Annotated in this window: 20 protein-coding genes; 3 read left to right on the forward strand and 17 right to left on the reverse strand. The window is 55.2% G+C overall.

All coding sequences use genetic code 11. The features are described from left to right. Positions 1-182: 182 nt before the first annotated feature. The 3 genes from kdpB to kdpF are packed head-to-tail and all read right to left on the reverse strand — an operon-like array spanning position 183 to position 4,043. Complete coding sequence (gene kdpB / locus ACA057_RS23200) at positions 183-2,240, reverse strand: potassium-transporting ATPase subunit KdpB (RefSeq protein WP_497342667.1); 2,058 nt, start codon at positions 2,238-2,240, stop codon at positions 183-185. Positions 2,241-2,250: 10 nt separating this feature from the next. Then, positions 2,251-3,945: a potassium-transporting ATPase subunit KdpA gene (gene kdpA, locus ACA057_RS23205; protein ID WP_497342669.1), complete on the reverse strand. Its 1,695-nt coding sequence runs from the start codon at positions 3,943-3,945 to the stop codon at positions 2,251-2,253. A gap of 8 nt (positions 3,946-3,953) precedes the next feature. Further along, complete coding sequence (kdpF, locus tag ACA057_RS23210; protein ID WP_007899818.1) at positions 3,954-4,043, reverse strand: K(+)-transporting ATPase subunit F; 90 nt, start codon at positions 4,041-4,043, stop codon at positions 3,954-3,956. Between the two features lie 426 nt (positions 4,044-4,469). Between kdpF and eat the strand changes: the two genes are divergently transcribed. After that, positions 4,470-5,834, forward strand: coding sequence for an ethanolamine permease (eat, locus tag ACA057_RS23215; protein ID WP_497342671.1), 1,365 nt, complete (start codon positions 4,470-4,472; stop codon positions 5,832-5,834). 139 nt (positions 5,835-5,973) lie between these two features. Further along, entirely contained in the window at positions 5,974-6,141 is a 168-nt protein-coding gene (locus ACA057_RS23220) for a DUF2897 family protein (RefSeq protein ID WP_081744012.1), read from the forward strand. 45 nt (positions 6,142-6,186) lie between these two features. Here ACA057_RS23220 and ACA057_RS23225 read toward each other — a convergent pair whose 3' ends face one another. Next, positions 6,187-7,038: an urea carboxylase-associated family protein gene (locus ACA057_RS23225; protein WP_497342674.1), complete on the reverse strand. Its 852-nt coding sequence runs from the start codon at positions 7,036-7,038 to the stop codon at positions 6,187-6,189. A gap of 15 nt (positions 7,039-7,053) precedes the next feature. Continuing rightward, positions 7,054-7,707, reverse strand: a complete 654-nt coding sequence (locus ACA057_RS23230; RefSeq protein ID WP_497342676.1) for a GntR family transcriptional regulator — start codon at positions 7,705-7,707, stop codon at positions 7,054-7,056. A gap of 175 nt (positions 7,708-7,882) precedes the next feature. Between ACA057_RS23230 and ACA057_RS23235 the strand changes: the two genes are divergently transcribed. Continuing rightward, the gene (locus ACA057_RS23235) at positions 7,883-8,455 is read left to right on the forward strand and encodes a TetR/AcrR family transcriptional regulator (protein WP_497342678.1); all 573 of its coding nucleotides are present in this window, start codon (positions 7,883-7,885) and stop codon (positions 8,453-8,455) included. Here the strand turns inward: ACA057_RS23235 and fabF are convergent. The 12 genes from fabF to ACA057_RS23295 form a co-directional block, all read right to left on the reverse strand. Beyond that, complete coding sequence (fabF, locus tag ACA057_RS23240; RefSeq protein ID WP_497342680.1) at positions 8,436-9,710, reverse strand: beta-ketoacyl-ACP synthase II; 1,275 nt, start codon at positions 9,708-9,710, stop codon at positions 8,436-8,438. The genes ACA057_RS23235 and fabF overlap by 20 nt on opposite strands. 32 nt (positions 9,711-9,742) lie before the next feature. Next, a complete protein-coding gene (locus tag ACA057_RS23245) occupies positions 9,743-10,537 on the reverse strand; it encodes an SDR family NAD(P)-dependent oxidoreductase (RefSeq protein ID WP_497342682.1) in 795 nt (264 codons plus the stop codon). Between the two features lie 209 nt (positions 10,538-10,746). After that, positions 10,747-11,082, reverse strand: a complete 336-nt coding sequence (locus tag ACA057_RS23250) for a ComEA family DNA-binding protein (RefSeq protein ID WP_497342684.1) — start codon at positions 11,080-11,082, stop codon at positions 10,747-10,749. 112 nt (positions 11,083-11,194) lie between these two features. Then, positions 11,195-13,189 carry a polysaccharide biosynthesis protein gene (locus ACA057_RS23255; protein WP_497342686.1) on the reverse strand — a complete coding sequence of 665 codons (1,995 nt, stop codon included), beginning with the start codon at positions 13,187-13,189 and terminating at the stop codon, positions 11,195-11,197. A gap of 107 nt (positions 13,190-13,296) precedes the next feature. Next, complete coding sequence (locus ACA057_RS23260; protein ID WP_497342688.1) at positions 13,297-14,325, reverse strand: MraY family glycosyltransferase; 1,029 nt, start codon at positions 14,323-14,325, stop codon at positions 13,297-13,299. Then, positions 14,322-15,293 (reverse strand): UDP-glucose 4-epimerase family protein, encoded by a 972-nt coding sequence (locus tag ACA057_RS23265; RefSeq protein ID WP_497342690.1) that lies wholly within the window; start codon positions 15,291-15,293, stop codon positions 14,322-14,324. The genes ACA057_RS23260 and ACA057_RS23265 overlap by 4 nt, the downstream gene beginning before the upstream one ends. A gap of 134 nt (positions 15,294-15,427) precedes the next feature. Then, the gene (locus tag ACA057_RS23270) at positions 15,428-16,537 is read right to left on the reverse strand and encodes a glycosyltransferase family 4 protein (protein ID WP_497342692.1); all 1,110 of its coding nucleotides are present in this window, start codon (positions 16,535-16,537) and stop codon (positions 15,428-15,430) included. Next, positions 16,534-17,169 (reverse strand): acetyltransferase, encoded by a 636-nt coding sequence (locus ACA057_RS23275; RefSeq protein ID WP_497342694.1) that lies wholly within the window; start codon positions 17,167-17,169, stop codon positions 16,534-16,536. The genes ACA057_RS23270 and ACA057_RS23275 overlap by 4 nt, the downstream gene beginning before the upstream one ends. 14 nt (positions 17,170-17,183) lie before the next feature. After that, the gene (locus ACA057_RS23280) at positions 17,184-18,812 is read right to left on the reverse strand and encodes a glycosyltransferase (protein ID WP_497342696.1); all 1,629 of its coding nucleotides are present in this window, start codon (positions 18,810-18,812) and stop codon (positions 17,184-17,186) included. Then, positions 18,809-20,992, reverse strand: a complete 2,184-nt coding sequence (locus ACA057_RS23285; protein WP_497342698.1) for a glycosyltransferase family protein — start codon at positions 20,990-20,992, stop codon at positions 18,809-18,811. The genes ACA057_RS23280 and ACA057_RS23285 overlap by 4 nt, the downstream gene beginning before the upstream one ends. Positions 20,993-21,090: 98 nt before the next feature. Then, a complete protein-coding gene (locus ACA057_RS23290; protein ID WP_497342700.1) occupies positions 21,091-21,843 on the reverse strand; it encodes an ABC transporter ATP-binding protein in 753 nt (250 codons plus the stop codon). Continuing rightward, positions 21,840-22,622: an ABC transporter permease gene (locus ACA057_RS23295; RefSeq protein WP_497342702.1), complete on the reverse strand. Its 783-nt coding sequence runs from the start codon at positions 22,620-22,622 to the stop codon at positions 21,840-21,842. The genes ACA057_RS23290 and ACA057_RS23295 overlap by 4 nt, the downstream gene beginning before the upstream one ends. Positions 22,623-22,642: the final 20 nt, after the last annotated feature.

Below are 22,642 nucleotides of genomic sequence, written 5' to 3' on the forward strand. Positions count from 1 at the left end.
CAAAATCCTCGAATTCGGATAAAAACTGCTGCGTTCATTCAGATGGACCGTGTCGTGTTCTTCGCAAGCAAGCTTTGCTCCTACGGGTTGGTGGCGTGCACACGTTTTGCGAACACCTCAAACCCCGCAGGAGCGAGGCTTGCCCGCGAAGGCGGTGTGGCTGACACACCGCTTATCCAGGGTCAAACCAGGTGCAAGGCAGTCAGCAGCATGTCGATTGCCTTGATCCCCACGAACGGCACCAGAATCCCGCCCAGCCCGTAGATCAGCAGATTGCGTCGCAGCAACGCCGCCGCGCTCGCCGCTTGCACCCGCACGCCGCGCAATGCCAGCGGAATCAGCACGACGATGATCAACGCGTTGAACACGATCGCCGAGAGAATCGCGCTCTGCGGACTGCTCAGGTGCATGACGTTGAGCACGCCCAGTTGCGGATAGATGGAGGCGAACAGCGCCGGCAGAATCGCGAAGTATTTGGCCACGTCGTTGGCGATGGAAAACGTCGTCAATGCGCCGCGAGTCACCAGCAATTCCTTGCCGATCTGCACCACGTCCAGCAGCTTGGTCGGGTCGCTGTCGAGGTCGACCATGTTCGCCGCCTCGCGCGCCGCTTGTGTACCGTCGTTCATCGCCATGCCGACGTCCGCCTGGGCCAGCGCCGGGGCGTCGTTGGCACCGTCGCCGCACATGGCGACCAGGCGACCGTCGTTCTGCTCGTGACGAATGCGCGCCAGTTTTTTCTCCGGCGTGGCTTCGGCCAGCACGTCATCGACACCCGCCTCGGCAGCAATCGCCGCAGCGGTCAGCGGGTTGTCGCCGGTCACCATGACCGTGCGAATCCCCAGTTTGCGCAGCTCGGCGAAACGTTCGCGGATGCCAGGCTTGACCACGTCCTTGAGGTGGATCGCACCGAGCAATTTACCGTCGACGCAGACCAGCAACGGGGTGCCGCCGCTCTGGGCAATCTTGTCGATTTCCCGCGACAGCGACGCGGCGAGGTCGGCGCGTTTCAGGCCAACGAAGGCCAGCAGCGAATCCACCGCGCCCTTGCGATACACGCGGCCCTGATAGTCGACACCGGACAGGCGAGTCTCGGCACTGAACGGCACGGCCGTCAGCAGGTCGGTGGACGGCTCAGGTTGTGGCTGAGAGCCGCGCAGGTACTCGACGATGGATTTGCCTTCAGCGGTGTCGTCCGCCAACGAGGCGAACAACGCACCTTCGGCGAGTTCTTTGGCAGTGACGCCGGGGGCCGCGAACACCGCGGTGCAGCGACGGTTGCCGAAGGTGATGGTGCCGGTCTTGTCCAGCAGCAAGACGTGTACGTCACCCGCTGCTTCCACCGCGCGACCGGATTTGGCGATCACGTTCAGGCGTACCAGACGGTCCATCCCGGCGATACCGATGGCCGACAACAAGCCGCCAATGGTGGTCGGAATCAGCGTGACCAATAACGCCACCAGGAACACCAGCGGCAGGCTGCCGTTGGCGAAGTGGGCGAACGGTTGCAGGGTCACGACCACCAGCAGGAAGATCAGGGTCAGGCCGATCAGCAGGATGTCGAGCGCCACTTCGTTCGGGGTTTTCTGGCGCTTGGCGCCTTCGACCAGGGCGATCATGCGGTCCAGGGTCGACTCGCCCGGGTTCGCGGTGATGCGCACCAGCAACCAGTCGGACACCAGGCGGGTGTTGCCGGTGACGGCCGAACGGTCGCCGCCGGACTCACGGATCACCGGCGCGGATTCACCGGTAATCGCCGCTTCGTTGACCGCCGCGATGCCTTCGATCACTTCGCCGTCACCGGGGATCATTTCCCCGGCTTCAACGCGCACCACGTCGCCCTTGCGCAGGCTGGTAGCCGGCACGACTTGAAAGGCGCCGTTGCTGGTTTTGCGTCGGGCACTCAGGCCCTCGCTGCCGGCCTTGAGGCTGTCGGCGCGGGCCTTGCCGCGACCTTCGGCCAGCGCTTCGGCGAAGTTGGCGAACAACACGGTGAACCACAGCCACAGGGCGATTTGCGCCGCGACAAAGGTCGGCACCGCTGCGTCGGGAATGAAGCACAGCACGGTGGTCAGGATCGCGGTCAGTTCGACCACCAGCATCACCGGTGCGCGCTGCAATTGCCGTGGGTCGAGCTTGACGAAAGCTTGCACCAGCGCCGGACGCCACAGGGCCGAGATCGCGGTTTTCGGTTGTTCCGGCGCCTTGACGGCGGCGGTTTTAGTTGCGGGCATATTCATCATTGACTCCTTAGAAGCCCATGCTCAGGTGTTCAGCGATTGGGCCCAAAGCCAGGGTTGGCAAGAACGTCAAACCACCCACCAGCAAAATGGTCACGGTCAGCAAGGTCACGAACAGCGGGCCGTGGGTCGGGAAGCTGTTCTGGCCGATCGGTGCGGTTTTCTTCATCGCCAGGCTGCCGGCCAACGCCAGTACCGGAAGGATGTAACCGAAACGCCCGATCAACATGCCCAAGCCCAGCATCAGGTTATGGAACGCGGTGTTGGCGCCGAAGCCGCCGAACGCCGAGCCGTTATTGGCACTGGCCGAGGTGTAGGCGTAGAGCAACTGACTGAAACCGTGGGCACCGGGGTTACTCACCGCCGCCACCGGGCCGGGCAGGCTCGCGGCAATCGCGCCGAGCACCAGCACGCCGACCGGCATCACCAGCAAGGTCACCACCAGCAATTGGACTTCCTTGGCCTGCAGCTTCTTGCCGAGGTATTCCGGTGTGCGGCCGATCATCAGGCCAGCGAGGAACACCGCGATCAACACGTTCAGCAACATGCCATAGAGCCCGGCACCGACGCCGCCGAAGATCACTTCTCCGACCATCATGTTGACCAGCGCGACCATGCCGCTCAGCGGGTTGAGGCTGTCGTGCATGCCGTTGACCGAACCGTTGGACGCCGCGGTGGTGGTCACCGACCACAGCACCGTGGCGGTCGTGCCGAAGCGTGCTTCCTTGCCTTCCAGCGGCGCGGTCTGTTCGACGGCGACATTGTTCAAGGTCGGATTCGGCTGGTATTCAGCCCACAGCGACGTCGCGCCGCCGATCAGGAACAGCGCCAGCATGCAGGCGATGATCGCGCGGCTCTGACGCAGGTCTTTCACGTAGTGGCCGAAGGTGAACACCAGCGCCACCGGGATCAGAATGATCGAGCTGACTTCGAACAGGTTGCTCCACGCCGTCGGGTTCTCGAACGGGTGCGCCGAGTTGACGCCGAAGAAGCCACCACCGTTGGTGCCCAATTGCTTGATCGCAATCTGGCTGGCGGCCGGGCCGAGCGGGATCACCTGATCAACGCCCTGCATGGTCACGGCATTCACGTACTGCGCGAAAGTTTGTGGCACGCCCTGCCAGACCAGGTACAGCGCCAGCAACAGGCACAGTGGCAGCAAGCCGTAGAGGGTGGCGCGGGTCATGTCGACCCAGAAGTTGCCAAGGGTCTTGGTCGATTTGCGCCCGATACCGCGACACAGTGCAACCAGCACAGCGAGGCCGGTGGCGGCGCTGACGAAGTTCTGCACGGTGAGGCCGGCCATCTGACTGAGGTAGCTCAGGGACGCTTCGCCGCTGTAGGCCTGCCAGTTGGTGTTGGTCATGAAACTGATGGCGGTGTTGAACGCCAGCGTCCACTCCTGACCCGGCAGGTTTTGCGGGTTCAATGGCAAGTGGTCCTGGAACAACAGGATCGCGAACAACAGCAGGAAGCCCGCGAGGTTGAAGGCGAGCAAGGCCAGGGTGTATTTCTGCCAGCTCTGTTCGGCCTGCGGATCAACGCCGGCCACCCGATAGCAACCACGCTCCACAGGCCCCAGGATCGGTGTCAGCCAGGTGCGTTGCCCCTCCATGACTTTGTAGTAGAAACGCCCTAGAAACGGTGCCGGTATCAGCACCACGGCGAAGAAGGCAAGGATCAGCCAATAGTCATAACTGTGCATAGCCGCTCCTAGTTCCGGTCCGCGCGCAACAGCGCAACCAACAGATAAATGAACAGCCCCACTGCCAGCAGCAGTGACACCCCGTCCAGAACGCTCATGGAAGTTCTCCGTGTTACGGCGTATTGCCGCGTGTGGAGTCATTGTCGGCAGGGAGGCTGTAAAGGAACGAGACCGAGGGTGTTGGCTGTGCATAAAGAAAGCGTAAAGAGTGGGTTTATGCTGGCGTTACAGGCGGGTTTTGCGGCGTCTGGGCGGGCCTCTTCGCGAGCAAGCCCGCTCCCACACTTGATCTTCAGCGAACACAGGATGTGTATTCGACGCCAATCAAAATGTGGGAGCGGGCTTGCTCGCGAAGGCGGCAGGACAGGCAACAACGCTCCCAACTGGCGCACAAAAAAGGCTTATTACGCCGCAAACATCCTCGATACGACGCCTTTTTGCGCTTTACGACTGCCATCACAACACTGGCACGCCCACTGCACGCGCCCTCCCCGAGCTTTCCAAACCGTTCAGGGAGCAAACGCATGAACACACAACTCAAACCCACGCTTGGCACGCTGCACCTGTGGGGCATTGCGGTCGGGCTGGTGATTTCCGGGGAATACTTCGGCTGGAGTTACGGCTGGGGCGTGGCCGGCACGCTGGGTTTTCTGGTGACCTCGTTCATGGTCGCCACCATGTACACCTGCTTCATCTTCAGTTTCACCGAGCTGACCACCGCGATTCCTCACGCCGGCGGTCCTTTTGCCTACAGCCGCCGCGCCTTTGGCGAGAAAGGCGGATTGATCGCCGGGCTGGCGACCCTGATCGAATTCGTCTTCGCTCCACCAGCGATTGCCTTGGCGATTGGTGCCTACCTGAACGTGCAGTTTCCCGCCCTCGACCCGAAACACGCAGCAGTCGGCGCGTACATCGTGTTCATGGGCTTGAACATCCTCGGGGTAAAACTGGCGGCGACCTTTGAACTGGTGGTCTGCGTGCTGGCGGTTGCCGAGTTGTTGGTGTTCATGGGCGTGGTCGCCCCAGCGTTCAGCTTCAGCAACTTCGCGCTTAATGGTTGGGCCGGCTCCGACGTGTTCGGCGCACCGGCGATTGCCGGGATGTTCGCGGCGATTCCGTTTGCCATCTGGTTTTTCCTGGCCATCGAAGGCGCCGCCATGGCGGCCGAAGAAGCCAAGGACCCGAAACGCACGATTCCCAAGGCCTACATCAGCGGCATCCTGACGCTGGTATTGCTGGCGATGGGCGTGATGTTCTTTGCCGGCGGCGTCGGCGACTGGCGCACCTTGTCGAACATCAACGATCCGCTGCCGCAAGCCATGAAGACCGTGGTCGGTGAAAGCTCCGGCTGGTTGCACATGCTGGTGTGGATCGGTCTGTTCGGCCTGGTTGCGAGTTTCCACGGGATCATCCTGGGCTACTCACGGCAGTTCTTCGCCCTCGCCCGAGCCGGTTACCTGCCGGCGTCCCTGGCCAAACTGTCACGCTTCCAGACACCGCACCGGGCAATCATCGCCGGCGGGGTGATCGGCATCGCCGCGATCTACAGCGACGGTTTGATCAACCTCGGCGGCATGACACTGACGGCAGCGATGATCACCATGGCGGTGTTCGGGGCGATCGTGATGTACATCATGAGCATGCTCAGCTTGTTCAAACTGCGTAAAACCGAGCCGAACCTGGAGCGAACGTTCCGCGCGCCGTGCTATCCCTTTGTGCCGTTGATTGCGCTGGTGCTGGCGGTGGTCTGCCTGGTGGCCATGGCCTGGTTCAACACGCTGATCGGGGTGATCTTCCTCGGTTTCATGGCCGTGGGTTTCGTGTACTTCATGCTGACCGCGCAATTGCGTGCCGATGCGCCGGCAGATGCAATGTTGACCGGGCTCTAAACAGTCGCGATACCGCTGGCCTATCAGGCATAGAATGGAGCGACTGCGATGGAACTGGTGCGAAATCCAATCGCTCAAAGTGGTATGCACGATCGATTGGCAAAACCCGCCAATCGGCCTGCCCTCAAGGAGAGCCCTTATGCCCTGGTATGCCTGGTTGATTCTGGTCGTTGCCATCGGCTCGATCGTTGGCGGTTTAATGATGTTGCGTGACACCGCCACCAAGGTCGATCTGACCGAAGAGCAACGTAAACGCGTCGCCGAACGCAATGCGGAAATGGATGCCAAGGAAGCTCAGGACCGCTAAAACAAAAACCCTGTCATTCTCATCGAATGACAGGGTTTTGCGTTTCTACTTTTCCCAATCCGCCTTGGCGATGTGCAAGCCATGCAGCCCTTTGTACGCCGCACGCTCAGGCTGGCTCCAGCCCTGGAGCAATGAATCCTCCAAGCGATAAATCTCCACCCCGAGCGGTCGACACACGCTCAGTGGATCCTGCGCATCCGGCCCCCACATGGCCAGCGACAGATCGCCACCCGGGCAGGTGGACAGCGCGCACAACAGGTCGATTTCGGCAAAAAACTCCAGGTAGTCACCCTTCTGCGCCGGACAGGCTTTCATGAAATACATGTCGTCGTGGTTCAGGCCGGTGCACTGGAAAATGTTCAACACATCGTGCACGTCGAACTCAGTCAAGCCATGAGGTAACACCGCCCGCGTCAGGTTCGAGTGGCAGTGATGATGGAAATCTTCGCCGGTGAGCATTTTGTTCACATAGGGATCGCAGCGTGTCCCAAGCAAATCGTGCAAGCGGCCGCCATGTTCGTCGATACCGTAACTGGCCAGGCTGTCGTCGGTGATGGTCACCAGCGGCCGTAAAAAAGGCAGGTTAGACCACAGCCGGTCATGGGTGCTCACATGCGCGCCCTGAAGCTGCCGGGTCCGCGCCGCCCACAAGCGTTCGCGCGGATCGTTGGCGTTCCAGACGTTGAAATCGCCGACTTGCGGGCCAACAGGCGTCGTGACCCGGAACACGTGTCCGGCCGGCACTTTCCAGGCGCGGCCGGTGCGGATTGGCACCTCGAAGGCTTCGATCAGCGTACGCCCGTCCTTGGTGTCGCGGATCCGCTCATAGAACGCTTTGTCCACCTGCAAGGCCGAGCCTTTGCTGACTTGATAGGCCGCCGGATAGTCTTTGTACATGGCACGAATCCTCGATCAGTGATGGGAAATCGGAGCAAGCAACCGCAACAGGAGTTGTTCGGAATCGTCGAGATACAGGCTCATGGCGTCTTCGGCCGCACGTTTGTCGCCCTCGGCCAGCAAGTCATGTATCTGCCGGTCGCGCGCAAGCCAGGGCGCCTGAAAGCTCGATTCGTCGGGCGCGCTGCAAAACACCAGGCGCAATTGCGCGACGACGTTGGTGAAGAACTCGTCGAACAGCGGGCTGCGCAGCAACCCGACGATGTGTTGATGAAACGCCAGGCTATGGGTGCCGACGGCGCGCCAGTCTTCGCGTTCCCGGGCCAGTTCGGTGGCTTCCAGGGATTCAAGCATTCGGTCGGACTGATACTCGCGCAGCGGCTGACTCGCGCTGATGGCCTGCAATTCCAGGGTGCGACGGACGTTGAACAGGTCCCGCACATCATCAACGCCGAGCCTGCGCACCATCACGCCTTTGTTGCGCACATAGCGGGTCAGACCTTCCTGTCCCAGGCGATGCAGCGCTTCGCGGATGGTGTTACGGGAGGCGTTGTAGGCAGACACCAGATCGTTTTCCACCAGCGCCATGCCGGGCAGCAAACGGCCGCCGATGATGTCGGCGCGCAACTCCAGTGTGATGTGGTCGGCCAGGGACAGTCCGCTGCTCATGCTCATCGCCTCGTGATTGTTCAACAATCGTCGAGTAATGAGTAATCACTATTCGTGCCACTTACCGAATCGTTTACGACGGAGTTGGACGCATCTGCATGCTTTTTAGAAGTAGAAGTACAGTCACCATCTCATTTTCATTGGTTAATATGGCGCATTGTTGCGGAGATTCGACATGCGTTACTCGCAGGACCACAAAGCCCAGACCCACGAACGCATTATCAAGGAAGCTTCAGCGCGCTTTCGCCGCGATGGCATTGGCGCGACAGGCCTGCAACCCCTCATGAAAGCACTGGGCTTGACGCACGGCGGCTTTTACTCGCATTTCAAGTCCAAGGACGAACTGGTGGAAAAGGCCCTGCAAGCGGCCGGTGATGAGGTGGACGTGGTGTGTGCCGACCTGTTCGCCCGGGATCGTCCGCTGGAAGCGTTCATCGATACCTATTTGTCCGAATGGCACAAGACTTCACCGCATGAAGGCTGCCCACTGCTGACCATGTCATCGGAACTCGGCATGCGCGGGCAGCCGAGCTCGACCACTGACGTGGTGCTCAACGCACGGCTCGAACAGGTGCAAGGCACCCTGGAAGGCGAGGACGCCGCCGACCGCAGCGTCGTCATTATGTCGACGCTGGTCGGGGCGCTATTGCTATCGCGCAGTGTCGAGAATCCTGAGCTGGCCCAGCGGATTCTCGACGTCACTCGCGAATACCTGAAACAACCCGGGATTAACCCTCCCAGCGCTTGAACAACACGCTGGCGTTGACCCCGCCAAAGCCGAAGCCATTGGACAACGCATACTCGATGGGCATCGGCCGCGCCTGACCGTGAACGATGTCCACACCCTGGGCGGCAGGGTCCGGGTTATCGAAATTGAGGGTCGCCGGCACGATCTGATCGCGAATGGCCAATAACGTAAAGATCGCCTCGATCCCGCCCGCTGCACCGAGCAAATGCCCGGTAGCCGACTTGGTCGACGTCACCGCAATTTTGTTTTCCGCGCCAAACAGCGCCTTGATCGCCGCCAATTCGCCGAGATCGCCCACCGGGGTCGACGTGGCGTGGGCATTGAGATGCTGCACCTGTGCTGGCGAAACACCCGCTTGAGCCAAGGCCAGCGTCATCGCCCGTCGCGCACCACTGCCATCCTCGGGGCCCGCTGTCAGGTGATAGGCATCGGCGCTGGTGCCGTAACCGACCAGCTCCGCCAGCGGTTGAGCGCCGCGCGCCAAGGCATGCTCCAGGGATTCGATCACCAGCAGACCCGCGCCCTCGCCCATGACGAAACCATCGCGGTCACGGTCGAACGGTCGAGAAGCACGTTCCGGGGTGTCGTTGAAACCACTGGACAAGGCCCGCGCTGCGGCAAACCCGGCGAGACTGACGCGATCAATCGCCGCTTCCGCGCCACCGCACACCGCAATGTCCGCCTCACCACAACGAATCAGCCGCGCCGCGTCGCCAATCGCCTGAACCCCGGCCGCACAGGCCGTGACCGGTGCGCCCAACGGGCCTTTGAAACCGTGCTGGATCGACACATGCCCCGCGGCAAGGTTGACCAGGAACGACGGAATGGTGAACGGCGACAAACGTCGCGGCCCACGGCTGTCCGTGGTGCGCACCGCATCGGCAATCGCACCGAAGCCGCCCACGCCCGAACCGATGATGGTTGCGGTGCGCTCCTGGGCATTGGCGTCCTGTGCCCGCCAACCGGCCTGTTCCAGCGCCTGACGCGCCGCTTCCATGGCGAACAGAATGAAGCGGTCCATCTTCTTTTGTTCTTTGGGCGGCGTCGCCCGGTCCGGGTCAAAACCCGCCTCGGCATCGTCAGCCAGGGTCGGCACAGCGCCGCCGACCTTGGCCGGCAGATCGGCAACCACCTCGTCCGGCAAATTGCGCAACCCGGAACGTCCGGCCAACAGGCGCTCCCAGACGGCTTCGACACCGCTACCCAACGGAGACACCAGGCCCATGCCCGTTACAACCACTCGACGATCACTCATACCGCAACTACCTCAAGCCGATTGATGGCACCTCACTTGTAACGCGAGGCGGCCTTGCTTTTGGAAAGATTCGGCGCCATCACATGACGCGCCGCAACAAACGCATCCCAGTCGGCGGCATCCGGCAACGAAGGAATGGTGACCAACTCACCCTGGTCCAGACCGGCCAACGCCGCATCGACCATTTCCCCCGCTTCCATGACCATGTCCGCCGGGATCTGGGTCGCATCGACACCGGAACGCTCCCAGATTTCGGTGCGTGTGACGCCTGGCAACACAGCCTGGACCTTGACCCCAGTGCCATCCAGTTCAGCGTTCAACGATTGGGTCAGACTTAACACATAAGCCTTGCTCGCGGTGTAAGTGGCATTGAAACGCTCAGGAAACAACGCCACCACCGAGGCGATATTGATGATGGTTCCACGACCGGCCTTGGCGAAGCTGGCAGCCGCTGCCGATGCCAACCGCGTGACCGTGGTGACGTTCAGTTGAATCAAGCGTTCCAGCTGATCCATGTCGGCATTGGCCAGCAAACCATCCGCCGCGACACCGGCATTGTTCAGCAACAGGCTGATACTCGAATCACTGCGAAGGCGCTGCTCGAGCTTGAGCACATCATCCTTTTGCGTCAGGTCCGCCTTGAGCACCTCCACCTGAACGCCATGCTCGGCGCGCAACGTGCTCGCCGCCGCTTCCAGTCGCTGCTCGTCGCGAGCGACCAGCAACAGATCAAAACCACGCGCCGCCAACCGCTCAGCGTAAATCGCACCGATACCGGAAGAAGCACCGGTGACAAGGGCCGTACCTTGGGACTGAGTGGACGTCATGACTGTGCTCCTGGGAGTGCTTGATGGAAAGACAAGCGCCTGAATCTCAGAACGCTTTGGCGAATGATGTTTTTATTATAGGCATAATCCAACAAACATATGATAGCCGTAATTTTTATTCTGACGACAGAAGGCACATCCTCCGAGCGTTCGCCAGAATGCAAAAAAGGCCGGTCAATGACCGGCCTTCTTGGCGTTGATCTACAAGCTTAGTTCACCTCAAGCTTCTCGCGATTCTTATCCAGAATAGCTTTACCGATCCCCTTCACTTCCAGCAGTTCGTCGACGGACGCAAACGGCCCATTACCCTCACGATAAGCAACAATCGCCTTGGCTTTGGCCTCGCCCACACCCGACAACTCGCGCTGCAAGGTTGGCGCGTCGGCGGCATTCAGATCGACCTTGTCGGACTGTACCTTAGGAGAAACGTCCAGCACGACAGGAGCACTGCCAGCCTCCGGCTTCGTTGTCGGTGCAGCAATGGCACCGATAGAGGCGCTGGTGAGCAGGGCAAAAACCAGAGAGTAGAAATAGCCAGTACGCATAAATGACGCTCCATGAGATCGATTGAGAAAGCAGCTTTTCCGAAGCTGCCTCCCAAACTTAGGCGATGTCTGGAGCCTGTCAAAAATGTGTCCGTTACAGGATGTGAAACAATCAGGGTTCGAGGCGACGTTGCTGGTAGATCCAGTCAACGATATCGCCGTCCGGGGTGTAGCCGCTGACGGTTTCACGCAGGAGCTGACGGACGCGCGCGTAGTCGTCCCGATCAACCGCCACCAGCAACTCTCTCAAGCGGCCCTTGAGCACATCCCAGGGCAGATGATCTTCGTTGGCGCTCATGATCATCGGATGCTGGGTCGCCGCCACGTTGTCGCCGATCAGCAACTCCTCATACAGCTTCTCGCCGGGACGCAGACCGGTGAATTCGATGGAGATGTCGCCTTGCAGGTTTTTCTCCGAACGCACGCTCAAGCCGGACAGGTGAATCATCTTCTCTGCCAGTTCGACGATCTTCACCGGTTCGCCCATGTCCAGCACGAACACATCACCGCCCAACCCCATGGAACCGGCCTGGATCACCAATTGCGCGGCTTCGGGGATGGTCATGAAATAGCGGGTGATTTTTGGGTGAGTGACCGTCAGCGGGCCACCGGATTTGATCTGGCTGTGGAACAGCGGAATCACCGAACCGGAAGACCCCAGCACGTTGCCAAAGCGAACCATGGTGAAACGGGTCTTGTTGACCCGAGACACATTCGCCTTGTCGCCAAACAGCACCGGGGCGATTTCACGGCTGAGGGCTTGCAGGGTCAACTCTGCCAGGCGTTTGGTACTGCCCATGATGTTGGTCGGGCGTACGGCCTTATCGGTGGAGATCAGCACAAAATTGGAAACACCCGACTGCAAGGCCGCCTGAGCGGTGTTGAGCGTGCCAATCACGTTGTTGAGCACGCCTTCGGCAATATTGTGTTCAACCATTGGCACGTGTTTATAGGCGGCGGCGTGGTACACCGTGTCCACGCCCCAGGTTTTCATCACATCCAGCAGTTTGTCCTGATGCCGGATCGAGCCGAGGATCGGCAGCAATCGGACAGTAACCGACTCCCGACAAGCCCGCTGCTCAAGCTCCGACAAGATGCTGTAGAGGTTGAACTCGCTGTGCTCGAACAGCAACAGCGTGGTCGGCCCCAGCGAGAAGATTTGCCGGCACAGTTCGGCACCGATCGATCCACCGGCACCCGTGACCATCACGGTCTTGCCTTTGATGCAGCGTTCGAGCAAGTCGGGTTGCGCGGGCACCGAGTCGCGTCCGAGGAGGTCGGCGATATCCACTTCCTGGATGTCCTCGACCTTGACCCGGCCGCTGGCCAGATCGGAGAAGTTCGGCACACTTCGTATGTGAAGCGGGTACCGTTCCAGAAGTGTCAGGATTTCTCGACGGCGGGCACGGGTCGATGACGGAAGCGCCAGGAGAATTTCCTGCGCACCGGTTTCATCGATCATCTGCTGGATGTGTTTGGGTTTGAACACCTGCAACCCGGCAATCGAACGATCCGCGATGCTCGGATCATCATCGATAAAGGCCACAGGACGCATGGCGCGCCCCATGCGAAGCGCCGCGACCAGCTGATTGCCGGCCATGCCCGCACCGTAGATCGCAACTTTGGTCAGGCCGTCATCGCGATTGGTGAACGGTACGTGCTGGGCGGCGGTGAACCAGTCGCCCATGAAGTATTGACGCATGCACAGGCGTAGGCCGCCGATGATGACCAGGCTGAGCCACCAATAGTTGAAGACGATGGAGCGCGGAACCACGGCTTCGTGATTGCTGTACCAATAGACCACAACCGCCAGGATCAGCGAAGACAGGCTGACGGCCTTGATGATGGCAATGAGGGCGTCATTGCCGAAATAGCGCATCACGGCACGGTACATGCCGAAACGGATAAACAAGGGAATCGCGACAAGAGGGGCGCAAACAAACAGCCAAAAGTGAACCTTGAAGGGGTTGTACATATCATCGATACCCAAACGCACGATGAATGCCAACCACAACGCGGCCCAAACCAGCATTATGTCTGTTGTTACCTGTATCAACCTTTTTCGGCGCCGGGGGAGCCCTACCAGATATGCTCTGATTTTATCCATAAACCCTTCAAACACCTCAGTCCCTCCTCTCGACGACCCCATCACGCTAGTGAAATTTCATGGGCGCCGCGCGATCACTCTAAACCTAATGACATAGTAGTTGGTGCTTAGTTCTTTACCGCAGGATCTTCCAGATCCCCTGCCCGAAACTTTATAGCCAGCGCGATCAATGGCACGTAAGCCACAACGACGCCAAAGGCCCCGTCCAGACCGAAATGTGTCACGCCCACGGCTATCGGCAGCAACCAGAAAATATTAATCACACCCACTGCAAGCGTGACGGGTAAATGCCTGCCGAAACGCCGTGAGGCGAACTGGTAAGCATGACTGCGATGGGCTTCGTAAACCTTGTCCCCCCTCAATAAACGGCGGAACAGCGTAAATGTTGCGTCGACGATGAATACCCCCAGCAAAATCAACCAGGCCCACAACATCGGTGTACTGACCCACGCCGCCTGCAGAGAAAGCCCGCCCAGTGCAATTCCAAGAAAGCCGCTTCCGGCATCACCCATGAAAATCTTTGCGGGTGGGAAATTCCAGCAGAGGAAACCGGCAACGGAAACAGCGAGCAACAACGGTCCCCAAATCAGCGAATCGAGACCCGCCAACCAGTAAAGCAGGCACGCGCCCAGACAAGCACAAATAGCTTCTACGCTGGCAATGCCATCGATGCCGTCCATGAAGTTATAGAGATTGAGTAACCACACCAGATAAAAAGCAGCCAGCACGTGACCGGCCCAACCCAGATTGACCTGGATGCCGAACAGATCGATGGCAGGCAATCCACCCATCCAGACCAGCAGCCAGGCCGCCGCGGCAAAATGGCCGAGCAAACGCCAGCGCGCGGCGATGTGGCCGTGGTCGTCCATAAATCCGATAACCGCGATTGCGGCACCTGCGCCAGCCATCGCCAGGAAGTCGGCTAACGAAATAACGCCCATAAAGAACAAAAGCGCCAACGCCAAAAGAAAAGCTACGACAATGGCTACCCCGCCACCTCGAGGCGTGGGAATCGAATGGGAGCTTCGCGCGTTGGGGACATCCATGAGGCTTCGAGACAATGCATAGCTACGCAGTTGCGCGGTCATAAAAAAAGAAATGCCGGCAATGACCGGAATAAACCACGCATAACTCATGATTTTCGAGAATCCAGGAAATGTTGTGCAGTGAGACTCAAACCATGATCAAGACTGACCGGAGGAGCCCACCCTAAAAGTTGGTGGTTTTTATTGAGATCAACCTGCAACGAGCCGAAAAGACGCTGAGCAAGGGCCTGCTTGCCCAGCATAGACGCGCCCGCACTCATTAACCAAACGGGTAGGGGTAACAGACGTGCCGATGTACCCAAGCACTTGGCAAGCTTGCGCAACAGTTCAGAAGTAGAAACATCCTCACCGTCGCTCGCCAGAAAAGTTTGGTTAGCCGCTGCCGGATGATCAAGACAGGTCACTATTAAATCTACAAGATTATCCAGGTAGACCAGGCTGCGACGATTTCGGACCGCTCCAAAAGGTAACGGTACGCCTCTATGAAGCCATTGCATCATGCTCAGAAAATTAGCTTTTACACCGGGGCCATAGACGAGCACGGGACGAATAATCACTATTTCCATGCCAGTAGCGATCGCAAGATCCTGCAAACCTTGCTCTGCCTCAAGCTTGGAGATGCCATACGGATCGTTGGGGGCTGGCTCGTCATCCGCGGTGAAAGGCTTGCCCGCTAATGTATTCTCCCCGTTTACCTTGATGGAGCTGATGAATATGAAGCGTTTGACTCCGGCATCGGCGGCCTGCCGAGCCAAATTCAAAGTGCCCTCTACATTTACCTTGCGAAACGCAGCAAGGGCGTCCGTAGCCTGCTCATGCATCAGGTGAACGCGGGCGGCGGCATGCACTACAACCGTTACGCCATCGAGAACTTCTTTCCAGTTGGATTGACCATCAATATCGGAAAACTTTACGGCCTTCACCCGTCTGGGCAGCTCCGTGCCGAGCGCTCTTAGAGGTACCACGAGGTCAAACGCCTCCCCCAACGCAAGACGCTGAACAATAGCTTTCCCTAAAAAGCCGGAACCACCAGTAACCAGAATAGATGTGGGGATCATCTTGAACTCAAGGGTATAGAGATGAGAAGCAGCGCCAAGACCTAAAACAACGCCAACAAGTTAAATCAATCAGCGGAACCGCTGCATTCAGTAAAAAAGCTCCAAAAACTATAGCATTTCTAGAGCCCTTCGATTTACGTCAGCAAAGAACGATAAACTTCCGCATAAGAATCAACCATTTTCTCCGCTGTAAATACCTGCTCGAAACGTAAAGCCGCGCGACGTCCCATCGCACTGCTTTCTTCAGGATTTTCCCATAGTGTAATCATCGCCTGCGCAAGCGCACTCGAATTACAGGGAGGGACGACCAACCCAGTCTCGCCAGCGATATTTATGTAAGTTGTACCCGTGCCAATCTCACAGGAAATAAGGGGCTTGCCAAACATTGCGGCTTCAAGAAGTGAAATACCAAATGCTTCAGAACGAAGATGAGACGGAAACACCAAACCATCGCACAACATCAACAGTGCAGTTTTGTCTGCGTCGGGCAAGCCGCCAAGAAAATAAATATTGGAAAGACCTAATTTGTTGGCCTTAGCCTTCAACTCGGCCTCCATCGGCCCCAGCCCCAAAATAGCGATTGGAAAGCGAGCCGTACGAGCCGCTTCAAGCAAATAATCCAACCCTTTGTAGTAGCGCAGAGCGCCAATAAAAAGAAAAAACCGCGCGGGTAGTTTTTCTTTCCAATAACTCAACTTTTCTGGAGAAACAGGCGGATAAGTGTTCCTGTCCAAGCCAATAGGAATGACAGTGACTTTATCCTTAAATCTTTGGAGCGTCGGACTACTCTCTACATACTTTGGAGAGGACGCAACAATACGATCTACACTTCCCAAAAAACCATGCATCAGCGGCTGATACAACTTCAGCAACGTTTTTTGCTTAACAATATCCGAGTGATAACTCACGACCGTCGGCTTACGTACACGTGATGCAAAATGCACGATATCCATGAACGGCCATGGAAAATGATAGTTAATGATGTCGGCTTCTCTGGCCAACTCGGTAAAGTCCTTGAATGCTGAAAACGAAAACCCCGTGGAGGCTAAGTGTAAGTCCAGTTTTGACGTGTGAGCCAAGTGCTCACCAACCTTCACGTTACGGGAAGCCCCTTGTGCACTCAGAGACAATACTTGCGCAGTTATTCCATGTTCTCTTCCCCCTTCCGCAAGCTGAAAGATGACTTGTTCAATCCCTCCCATGGTTTGCGGGTAATAGGTTTTAAAGAAATGGAGAACTTTCAATTTTCTGGTTTCCCTGTCAACTTCTTCGCCGGAACTCCAACATAAACTCCCGGCTCCTCCAGATCGCGATGGGCACATGCGCCCGCACCCAAAGTCACACCATCATGAATCCTGATACTGTCGATGACCGTCGATCCCGCGCCAATAAAACAAAAACGACCTATTTTACATCTTCCTGCCACAGCAGCCTTTATTGAAACATGAGTAAAGTCATCAACTATGCACTCGTGTTCAACAATGGCACCGGTATTTATAATACACGCGGCCCCTATAGAGGCCATAGGGCCAACGTGAGCATGATGTGCTACCAGCGTTCCAGGACCCACCTTGGCGCCTACGCCGACCGTGGCAGTTGGTGATATGAGCGTCGCCAGAGGCCAACCACGCTCCGTCACCCAATTACACTGTGTTTGCCGACTAAGGCCATCACCCGAAGCCGGCATGACAGACCATCCATCCGGAAGCTCTTCGTCCCAGCTCGGCAGTACCGAAAACTCACCAAAAGTTTCATTCGGACGAGCATTACTGTCGATAAAGCAAAGTTGCTTTATGCCCGATGCCAGCGCAACATCAGCCACTGCGCGAGCGTGACCACCGAAGCCGAGAATAAGTAAACCGGATAAAAGAGTCATGGGCCTCGTTCCTTTCAAGAAATTTCTGTTCTCGAAATTTTGTCCAATATGTCAATGTGTTCGTTCACAACGTCTGTCCAATTGCGCTTAGACAGTAACTCGTAAGCGTCCGTTTGAACGGCAAGCAACTCGTCACGATTGTGAATCCCCCACTTAATACGGTCAGCAATGTCCTTCCAATCATATGGATTGAAGAAAGTCACTTCTTGCAGTTCAGAGTCTACCAAGACTTCTTCCGTAACAGGGATACGCGCCATAACAACAGGCGTTGCGACAGACAGAGCCTCAGTGAAAGTAAAGGGGCACCCTCCTTCACTCAGGCTAGGATTCACTGCGAGATCCGCCAACTTGTAACATGCGGCCAGTTCCTGAACCGTCAATCCGTGCACACACAGGACATCATTTTCCAGATGATTATCCCGGATAAAATCCTTGACCACCGGAAAGCCATCAGCATGCCCGGTCAGTATCAATTTATGCCGAATAAAATCGTTACGCAAAAGATGCTTGTAAGCCTTGAGCAACGAAATAACGTTTTTATTTGGACGGAATTGACTGGCATAAAAAATAAACTTCGCATCACCATTGGAGAACGACGACGAATACGAATAATTCGACGACTTCTTCAGCGCCCTCTTGAAAAGAGTCATGCAATAATTTTTAGAGGTGGCGTCTACATCCGAGAAGCCATTGACAGTAACGCGACTACTTAAGTCATTAGGCGCGTGATGAACGACTGAAACAGCAGACGGGCTTACGGCATACCTTTCCACGAGAGTATCCCATTTAACACTTTGACTATAGGTGACAAAGTGCTGCCCGCCATGAATTGCAGCCTCAACGCGCTCGTAGACTTGCAGAAACCGTTCTCCCCCCACTTTTGAAAATCCTATAGGAAAATCCGAAAGCACTACATCGGGCACACACATCAGGCGCGGGGCTTGAATTTTATTAAACGCAGGCCAAAAAGCCGTTGGACTGTACCAAGCTTTTACCTCTGTCATTTTATCAATGAGTTGTAGCATCCGATCAGACTCGACTCGCTCCAACCCCCGATACAAACGAAGTACAAACGCATCTTCTTTTGGGGCGCCTACCGCCACGCGCAGGCGGTTGATTTGCCTCATTACCGGCCTGAGAGCACGACGCACAACAATCTTCAACTTCAGAAGAAGTGCATATACCGGAACAAGAATTAGTATTGGGCTCAACAGAATCAATAACAAAGATAGAGGCGCGACCTCAAGTCCGAAGCGAAAAACGCCGCCATAGGAATCGAGAGAAATCAAACGCTCCTCAATATAGCTTGCGAATTTTTCCTTCCAAAAGAAAAACTTTCTGGCAAGTCTTTGCTTAATGGTCAGATTCTTAAGTTTCTTTTTTCTAGCGACATAGGCTTCGTAAATTCGCAAGATCATAGGCGAATTCAAAGGGGAAACGACTTCAAACAGATCCTGTTGAACACCTTCACTCAGAAAGAGGTCCTCAAGCCCTTTTTTCGACCAACTCGGGCAAACCAAAACAAACTTTACATCGTCTCGCCCAGCCGCCCCCTTAAGAAATGCGGCAAGATACCGGCCTAAACCTTCATGCCGGAGGTCCAGTCCTGGAGCGTATGCCAAGTAAATCCCAAACTTCTTCATACGCACTCCCTGACAACCTGCCAATAGGCACTCGCTAACTTCTCTACACTTTGCTCACCCAGTACATCACTGGACGGTAGAAAATTGCGACGCTCTAGATATGCAAGTTCCATTTCTTTAAGCTGACTCGCCATATGTTTTGGTTGATCAGACTTCATCCAACTTAAACTCAAGGAAAACTGCTGATCAATTTCTCTCATCGCAGGGTAATCACTGCTCAATGAAGGAACACCGAGACCGGCAGCTTCAATAACACTAAAAGTACCATTATCTATTGAGCCCGCATGCCACAAAAATGCTGCACTGGCCAACATGCTTTGGTAGTTTCGGTCTGGAAGTTCACCCACCAGCTTGATATTTTTCTTCAACAGACGACTTTGCCTAAGCAAATCAGCCAAAGGCTTCAGATGCGGTAAAGAACTTTTGAACAAATCCTTGGTATTGACACCTGTGATTCTACATTCCAGTGTCCCACCCAGCTCCTCATAATAGAATTTTAGCGCATTCAAAGCATTGACGTGATTCTTGTGAATCGCGGAATTAGTTGTCCACAAAAAATAATTCGCGCTTTCAGCATGACTGCCTCTCACGCGAGAAAAATCAGGAGCAAGCATCGGCAACTTGAACACTTTATCCGGTGTAACCCCGGCATAATTGAGAGCATCTTGTTTTGTGAAGTCAGTGGTTACCAATACTTTCGCGGCCGCCCTGGCAGCGTCTAAATATGGCTGATCCGCACCATATGGAAGTATCGGAACATATCGCTGTAGATAATCATAAATGACGAGTATTGACGGGCGCATAGGTAACAACGGAGCTTCAAGACGATCCGACACAACGACCCAGACATCGCAATCTTGAAGGTGGTTAATACCATCATCGATAACCATATATCGATTCTCTTTAGGTTCCCACCCTTCGTGCCCCGAATAGCGCATGGCTCTACGAGCTGTTGCCGGATTCAATGACTTCCAACTAAACGGACGAACCTTGACCTCATCTGCGAGATCTGTGAACTCTTCAGACGTGTAACTTTCTGGTTTATCCAGGTGAAAAAAGACAATTTCAGCAGGCTCACCCGCCTGGCGGCTTCCATGATACAAAGCATTGGCCAGAAGTTTTGCACCTCGCAAGCTTCCGCCTCTATATTCAACAGGAACGATGACAGCAATTCGTTTGCGACGTACTGGACGATCGATACTTTCCTTCTTTGTCAGCTCAAGTTCCGCCAGTACTTTTTTGAATCCATTTTGCCAAGCCTGTTCGCAGTTTTTTGCTTTCATCGGCTCAAGCAAAATCATCTGGGATTCGCGGATGCTCTTTATAAGCTTTTGATCATCACTCATCAGTTGATTTGCTTTAGCTTTCGCCTCCGCAACTGTCTTGCAACGACCCGGCAACCCAACCCCTCCCATTTTATCAAGCATCCCCCCGGCCATAAACAACAGAGGCATGCCCGCTCGAATCGCTTCGAAAGGATGATAGTGAATATGATTGGGTTCAGTAGAATGATAAAACATCACTCTGTGCTGTTTCATATTGAATTCATGTTCTTCACTTGATACAAAACCAAGAACATTTTTATCAGAAACAGCAATAGGCTGAGCCCCTCCTATCGTGTAGCCTATATCCGAAAACTCACGCACAAAATCTTTATATATGGTTTCGAAATAGGGAGACGATCCAATTCGAGGACAAACGAAAAGTATTTTCTTAAGCCCTCCCTCCCAAAGCTCGGGCGCAGCATCCCCCTTCAGACCTACAGGCAGAAAGCAATTTCGACTGGCTAGAAAATTTTGCTCTGAATCTTTGAGGTGCTCGTAGCCCGCCCCGAACCAAAAACGCGAGCCAATAGCTTTTATATTGCGAACGAGCGCCTCTCCGGCCTCTTCGTAAAACAACTGCGAGTACGAATAGCCTTTCGACAGACCAAAAACCCGCAATATAATGGCACCGCTAAAATGACGCACGGCACTATTGATTTGAAGTGGAAAGAATCCAATGATTGCAACATCAAAGTAAAGATTGGCAATTCGCCAAGCTTCCTCACTGGGATTGGAGTACCAATCCTGAGCATTAAGAATATCCAGTTCCGATTTTGGTATCGTTAAACCTTCATCAAAACTAGAGTCGACATTCGCTGAGAGATTTCCCTCGTCATAAGGAAAGCTTTTCGGCATGAATATCTCATTCACCCCTAACGCTTTCAACTGGTCAACTTCGAATTTTCGTAATGTAGTATGGTTGAGCAACCAAAGGACTCTTAGCGTCTTCAAAATTAATCCAGTCCGTTTATAACTTTATATTCAGCAACTGCCTCATCACACGGGCCATCGAATACCAAGTCACCATGATGAAAAACCAGCCCTCGGTTACATATCGAACGTAATGCACCGAAATCGTGTGTTGCCAAAACTAAAATTTCCGCCTGTTCAATCAGGCTGGTAATACGTTCCTTGGCCTTGGCCATGAAGTTCGCGTCGCCTGCGCCGATCACTTCGTCCAGTAGCAGAATATCGCCCCCCACCGTGGTGGAGATGGCGAAAGCCAACCTGACTTGCATGCCCGCAGAATAAGTTTTTATCGGGTAGTCGATGAACTCGCCCAGCCCGGCAAATGCAACGATTTCGTCAGCTTTCTCTCGCATAAACCGTGGGGAGAGGCCTAACAACAAACCGCGATACAGGATATTTTCCCTGCCCGTCGCGTCTGGCTCAAAACCGAGGCTCAAATCAAACAGAGAACGCACCTGACCTTCTACCTTGAGCAGGCCACTCGAAACAGGATAAAGCCCGGCAACGGTTTTCAAAAAGGTACTTTTGCCGGCTCCGTTATGACCGAGCAAACCAACGCGCTCACCACTTTTAATTTCAACGCTGATATTTTTAAGTGCGTGAATATCTGCAACGTTGGAAGCGGTTTTTTTTCTGCTGAACACGCTAGCCATGAGCGACTTTAATGAACGTTCCTTATACGCGACCGATGCATAGTGAAGGTTAACGTTCTCAAGTAAAATTCGGTTATTTTTCATAGGTAAAAAATCACTTTCCGCTCAGCCTTGCTGCCAATGATGATAGCTAATGCGCCAAAGAAAATCGCAGTACCAATACTGAACGCGTAGTTTTGCCACGTCGGCCACTGCCCCTGAAGCAACGGAGCACGTATCAACTGCAGTAGATGATAGATTGGATTGTAATCGACCAACGCATGAAGCCCGCCATTCTGAAACATCTTGGCTTCGAAATAAACCGGCGAGACAAACCATAATGACTGCATCACCAATCCCAACGCATGTGGGATATCTCGAAACCGGGTACTAACATAAGACAACAATGTCGACACGGGCCACGCGATAAGCGCAAGGATCGGAAAAATAGTGAACGAAGCCAACCAGCTCCAGCCAATATTTTGCGGAAGAACAACGGCAACCCAGCCATACAAGGAGATGCTCGCCAGCATCAAAACGATGGCGCTGCCAACTACAGTTCTAAGAGTATAGATGGCTAATGGATGGTTACATTGCTTAATATAGGCATCCGCCTGAACAAACGACAATGAACCTGCAACGGTGTTAGCAGAAATATACTCCCAGACTATAATCCCGGAGAGAATATAAGGTGCATAGGTAACAATATCTGTATTAAAAAGTCTGCTAAACACTAATGTCAGCAGCAAGGTCAATCCAAGCGGTTGGATAATTGACCAGGTCATCCCAAAAAAAGATCGTCTCCACCTTGATCTAAGATCAGCCAGAGAAAGGTGAATCCAAAAATACCGGGCAGCCCAAACGCGAGAAAAATAGGAAAGCATCACTTCACCTGAGTAAATAT

Source organism: Pseudomonas sp. LBUM1661 (genome assembly GCF_059695925.1).

Coding starts and splice junctions, on each gene's coding strand:
- kdpB (WP_497342667.1), bottom strand. CDS start 2,240: ATGAATATGCCCGCAACTAAAACCGCCGCCGTCAAGGCGCCGGAACAA.
- kdpA (WP_497342669.1), bottom strand. CDS start 3,945: ATGCACAGTTATGACTATTGGCTGATCCTTGCCTTCTTCGCCGTGGTG.
- kdpF (WP_007899818.1), bottom strand. CDS start 4,043: ATGAGCGTTCTGGACGGGGTGTCACTGCTGCTGGCAGTGGGGCTGTTC.
- eat (WP_497342671.1), top strand. CDS start 4,470: ATGAACACACAACTCAAACCCACGCTTGGCACGCTGCACCTGTGGGGC.
- ACA057_RS23220 (WP_081744012.1), top strand. CDS start 5,974: ATGCCCTGGTATGCCTGGTTGATTCTGGTCGTTGCCATCGGCTCGATC.
- ACA057_RS23225 (WP_497342674.1), bottom strand. CDS start 7,038: ATGTACAAAGACTATCCGGCGGCCTATCAAGTCAGCAAAGGCTCGGCC.
- ACA057_RS23230 (WP_497342676.1), bottom strand. CDS start 7,707: ATGAGCAGCGGACTGTCCCTGGCCGACCACATCACACTGGAGTTGCGC.
- ACA057_RS23235 (WP_497342678.1), top strand. CDS start 7,883: ATGCGTTACTCGCAGGACCACAAAGCCCAGACCCACGAACGCATTATC.
- fabF (WP_497342680.1), bottom strand. CDS start 9,710: ATGAGTGATCGTCGAGTGGTTGTAACGGGCATGGGCCTGGTGTCTCCG.
- ACA057_RS23245 (WP_497342682.1), bottom strand. CDS start 10,537: ATGACGTCCACTCAGTCCCAAGGTACGGCCCTTGTCACCGGTGCTTCT.
- ACA057_RS23250 (WP_497342684.1), bottom strand. CDS start 11,082: ATGCGTACTGGCTATTTCTACTCTCTGGTTTTTGCCCTGCTCACCAGC.
- ACA057_RS23255 (WP_497342686.1), bottom strand. CDS start 13,189: ATGGATAAAATCAGAGCATATCTGGTAGGGCTCCCCCGGCGCCGAAAA.
- ACA057_RS23260 (WP_497342688.1), bottom strand. CDS start 14,325: ATGAGTTATGCGTGGTTTATTCCGGTCATTGCCGGCATTTCTTTTTTT.
- ACA057_RS23265 (WP_497342690.1), bottom strand. CDS start 15,293: ATGATCCCCACATCTATTCTGGTTACTGGTGGTTCCGGCTTTTTAGGG.
- ACA057_RS23275 (WP_497342694.1), bottom strand. CDS start 17,169: ATGACTCTTTTATCCGGTTTACTTATTCTCGGCTTCGGTGGTCACGCT.
- ACA057_RS23280 (WP_497342696.1), bottom strand. CDS start 18,812: ATGAAGAAGTTTGGGATTTACTTGGCATACGCTCCAGGACTGGACCTC.
- ACA057_RS23285 (WP_497342698.1), bottom strand. CDS start 20,992: ATGCCGAAAAGCTTTCCTTATGACGAGGGAAATCTCTCAGCGAATGTC.
- ACA057_RS23290 (WP_497342700.1), bottom strand. CDS start 21,843: ATGAAAAATAACCGAATTTTACTTGAGAACGTTAACCTTCACTATGCA.
- ACA057_RS23295 (WP_497342702.1), bottom strand. CDS start 22,622: ATGCTTTCCTATTTTTCTCGCGTTTGGGCTGCCCGGTATTTTTGGATT.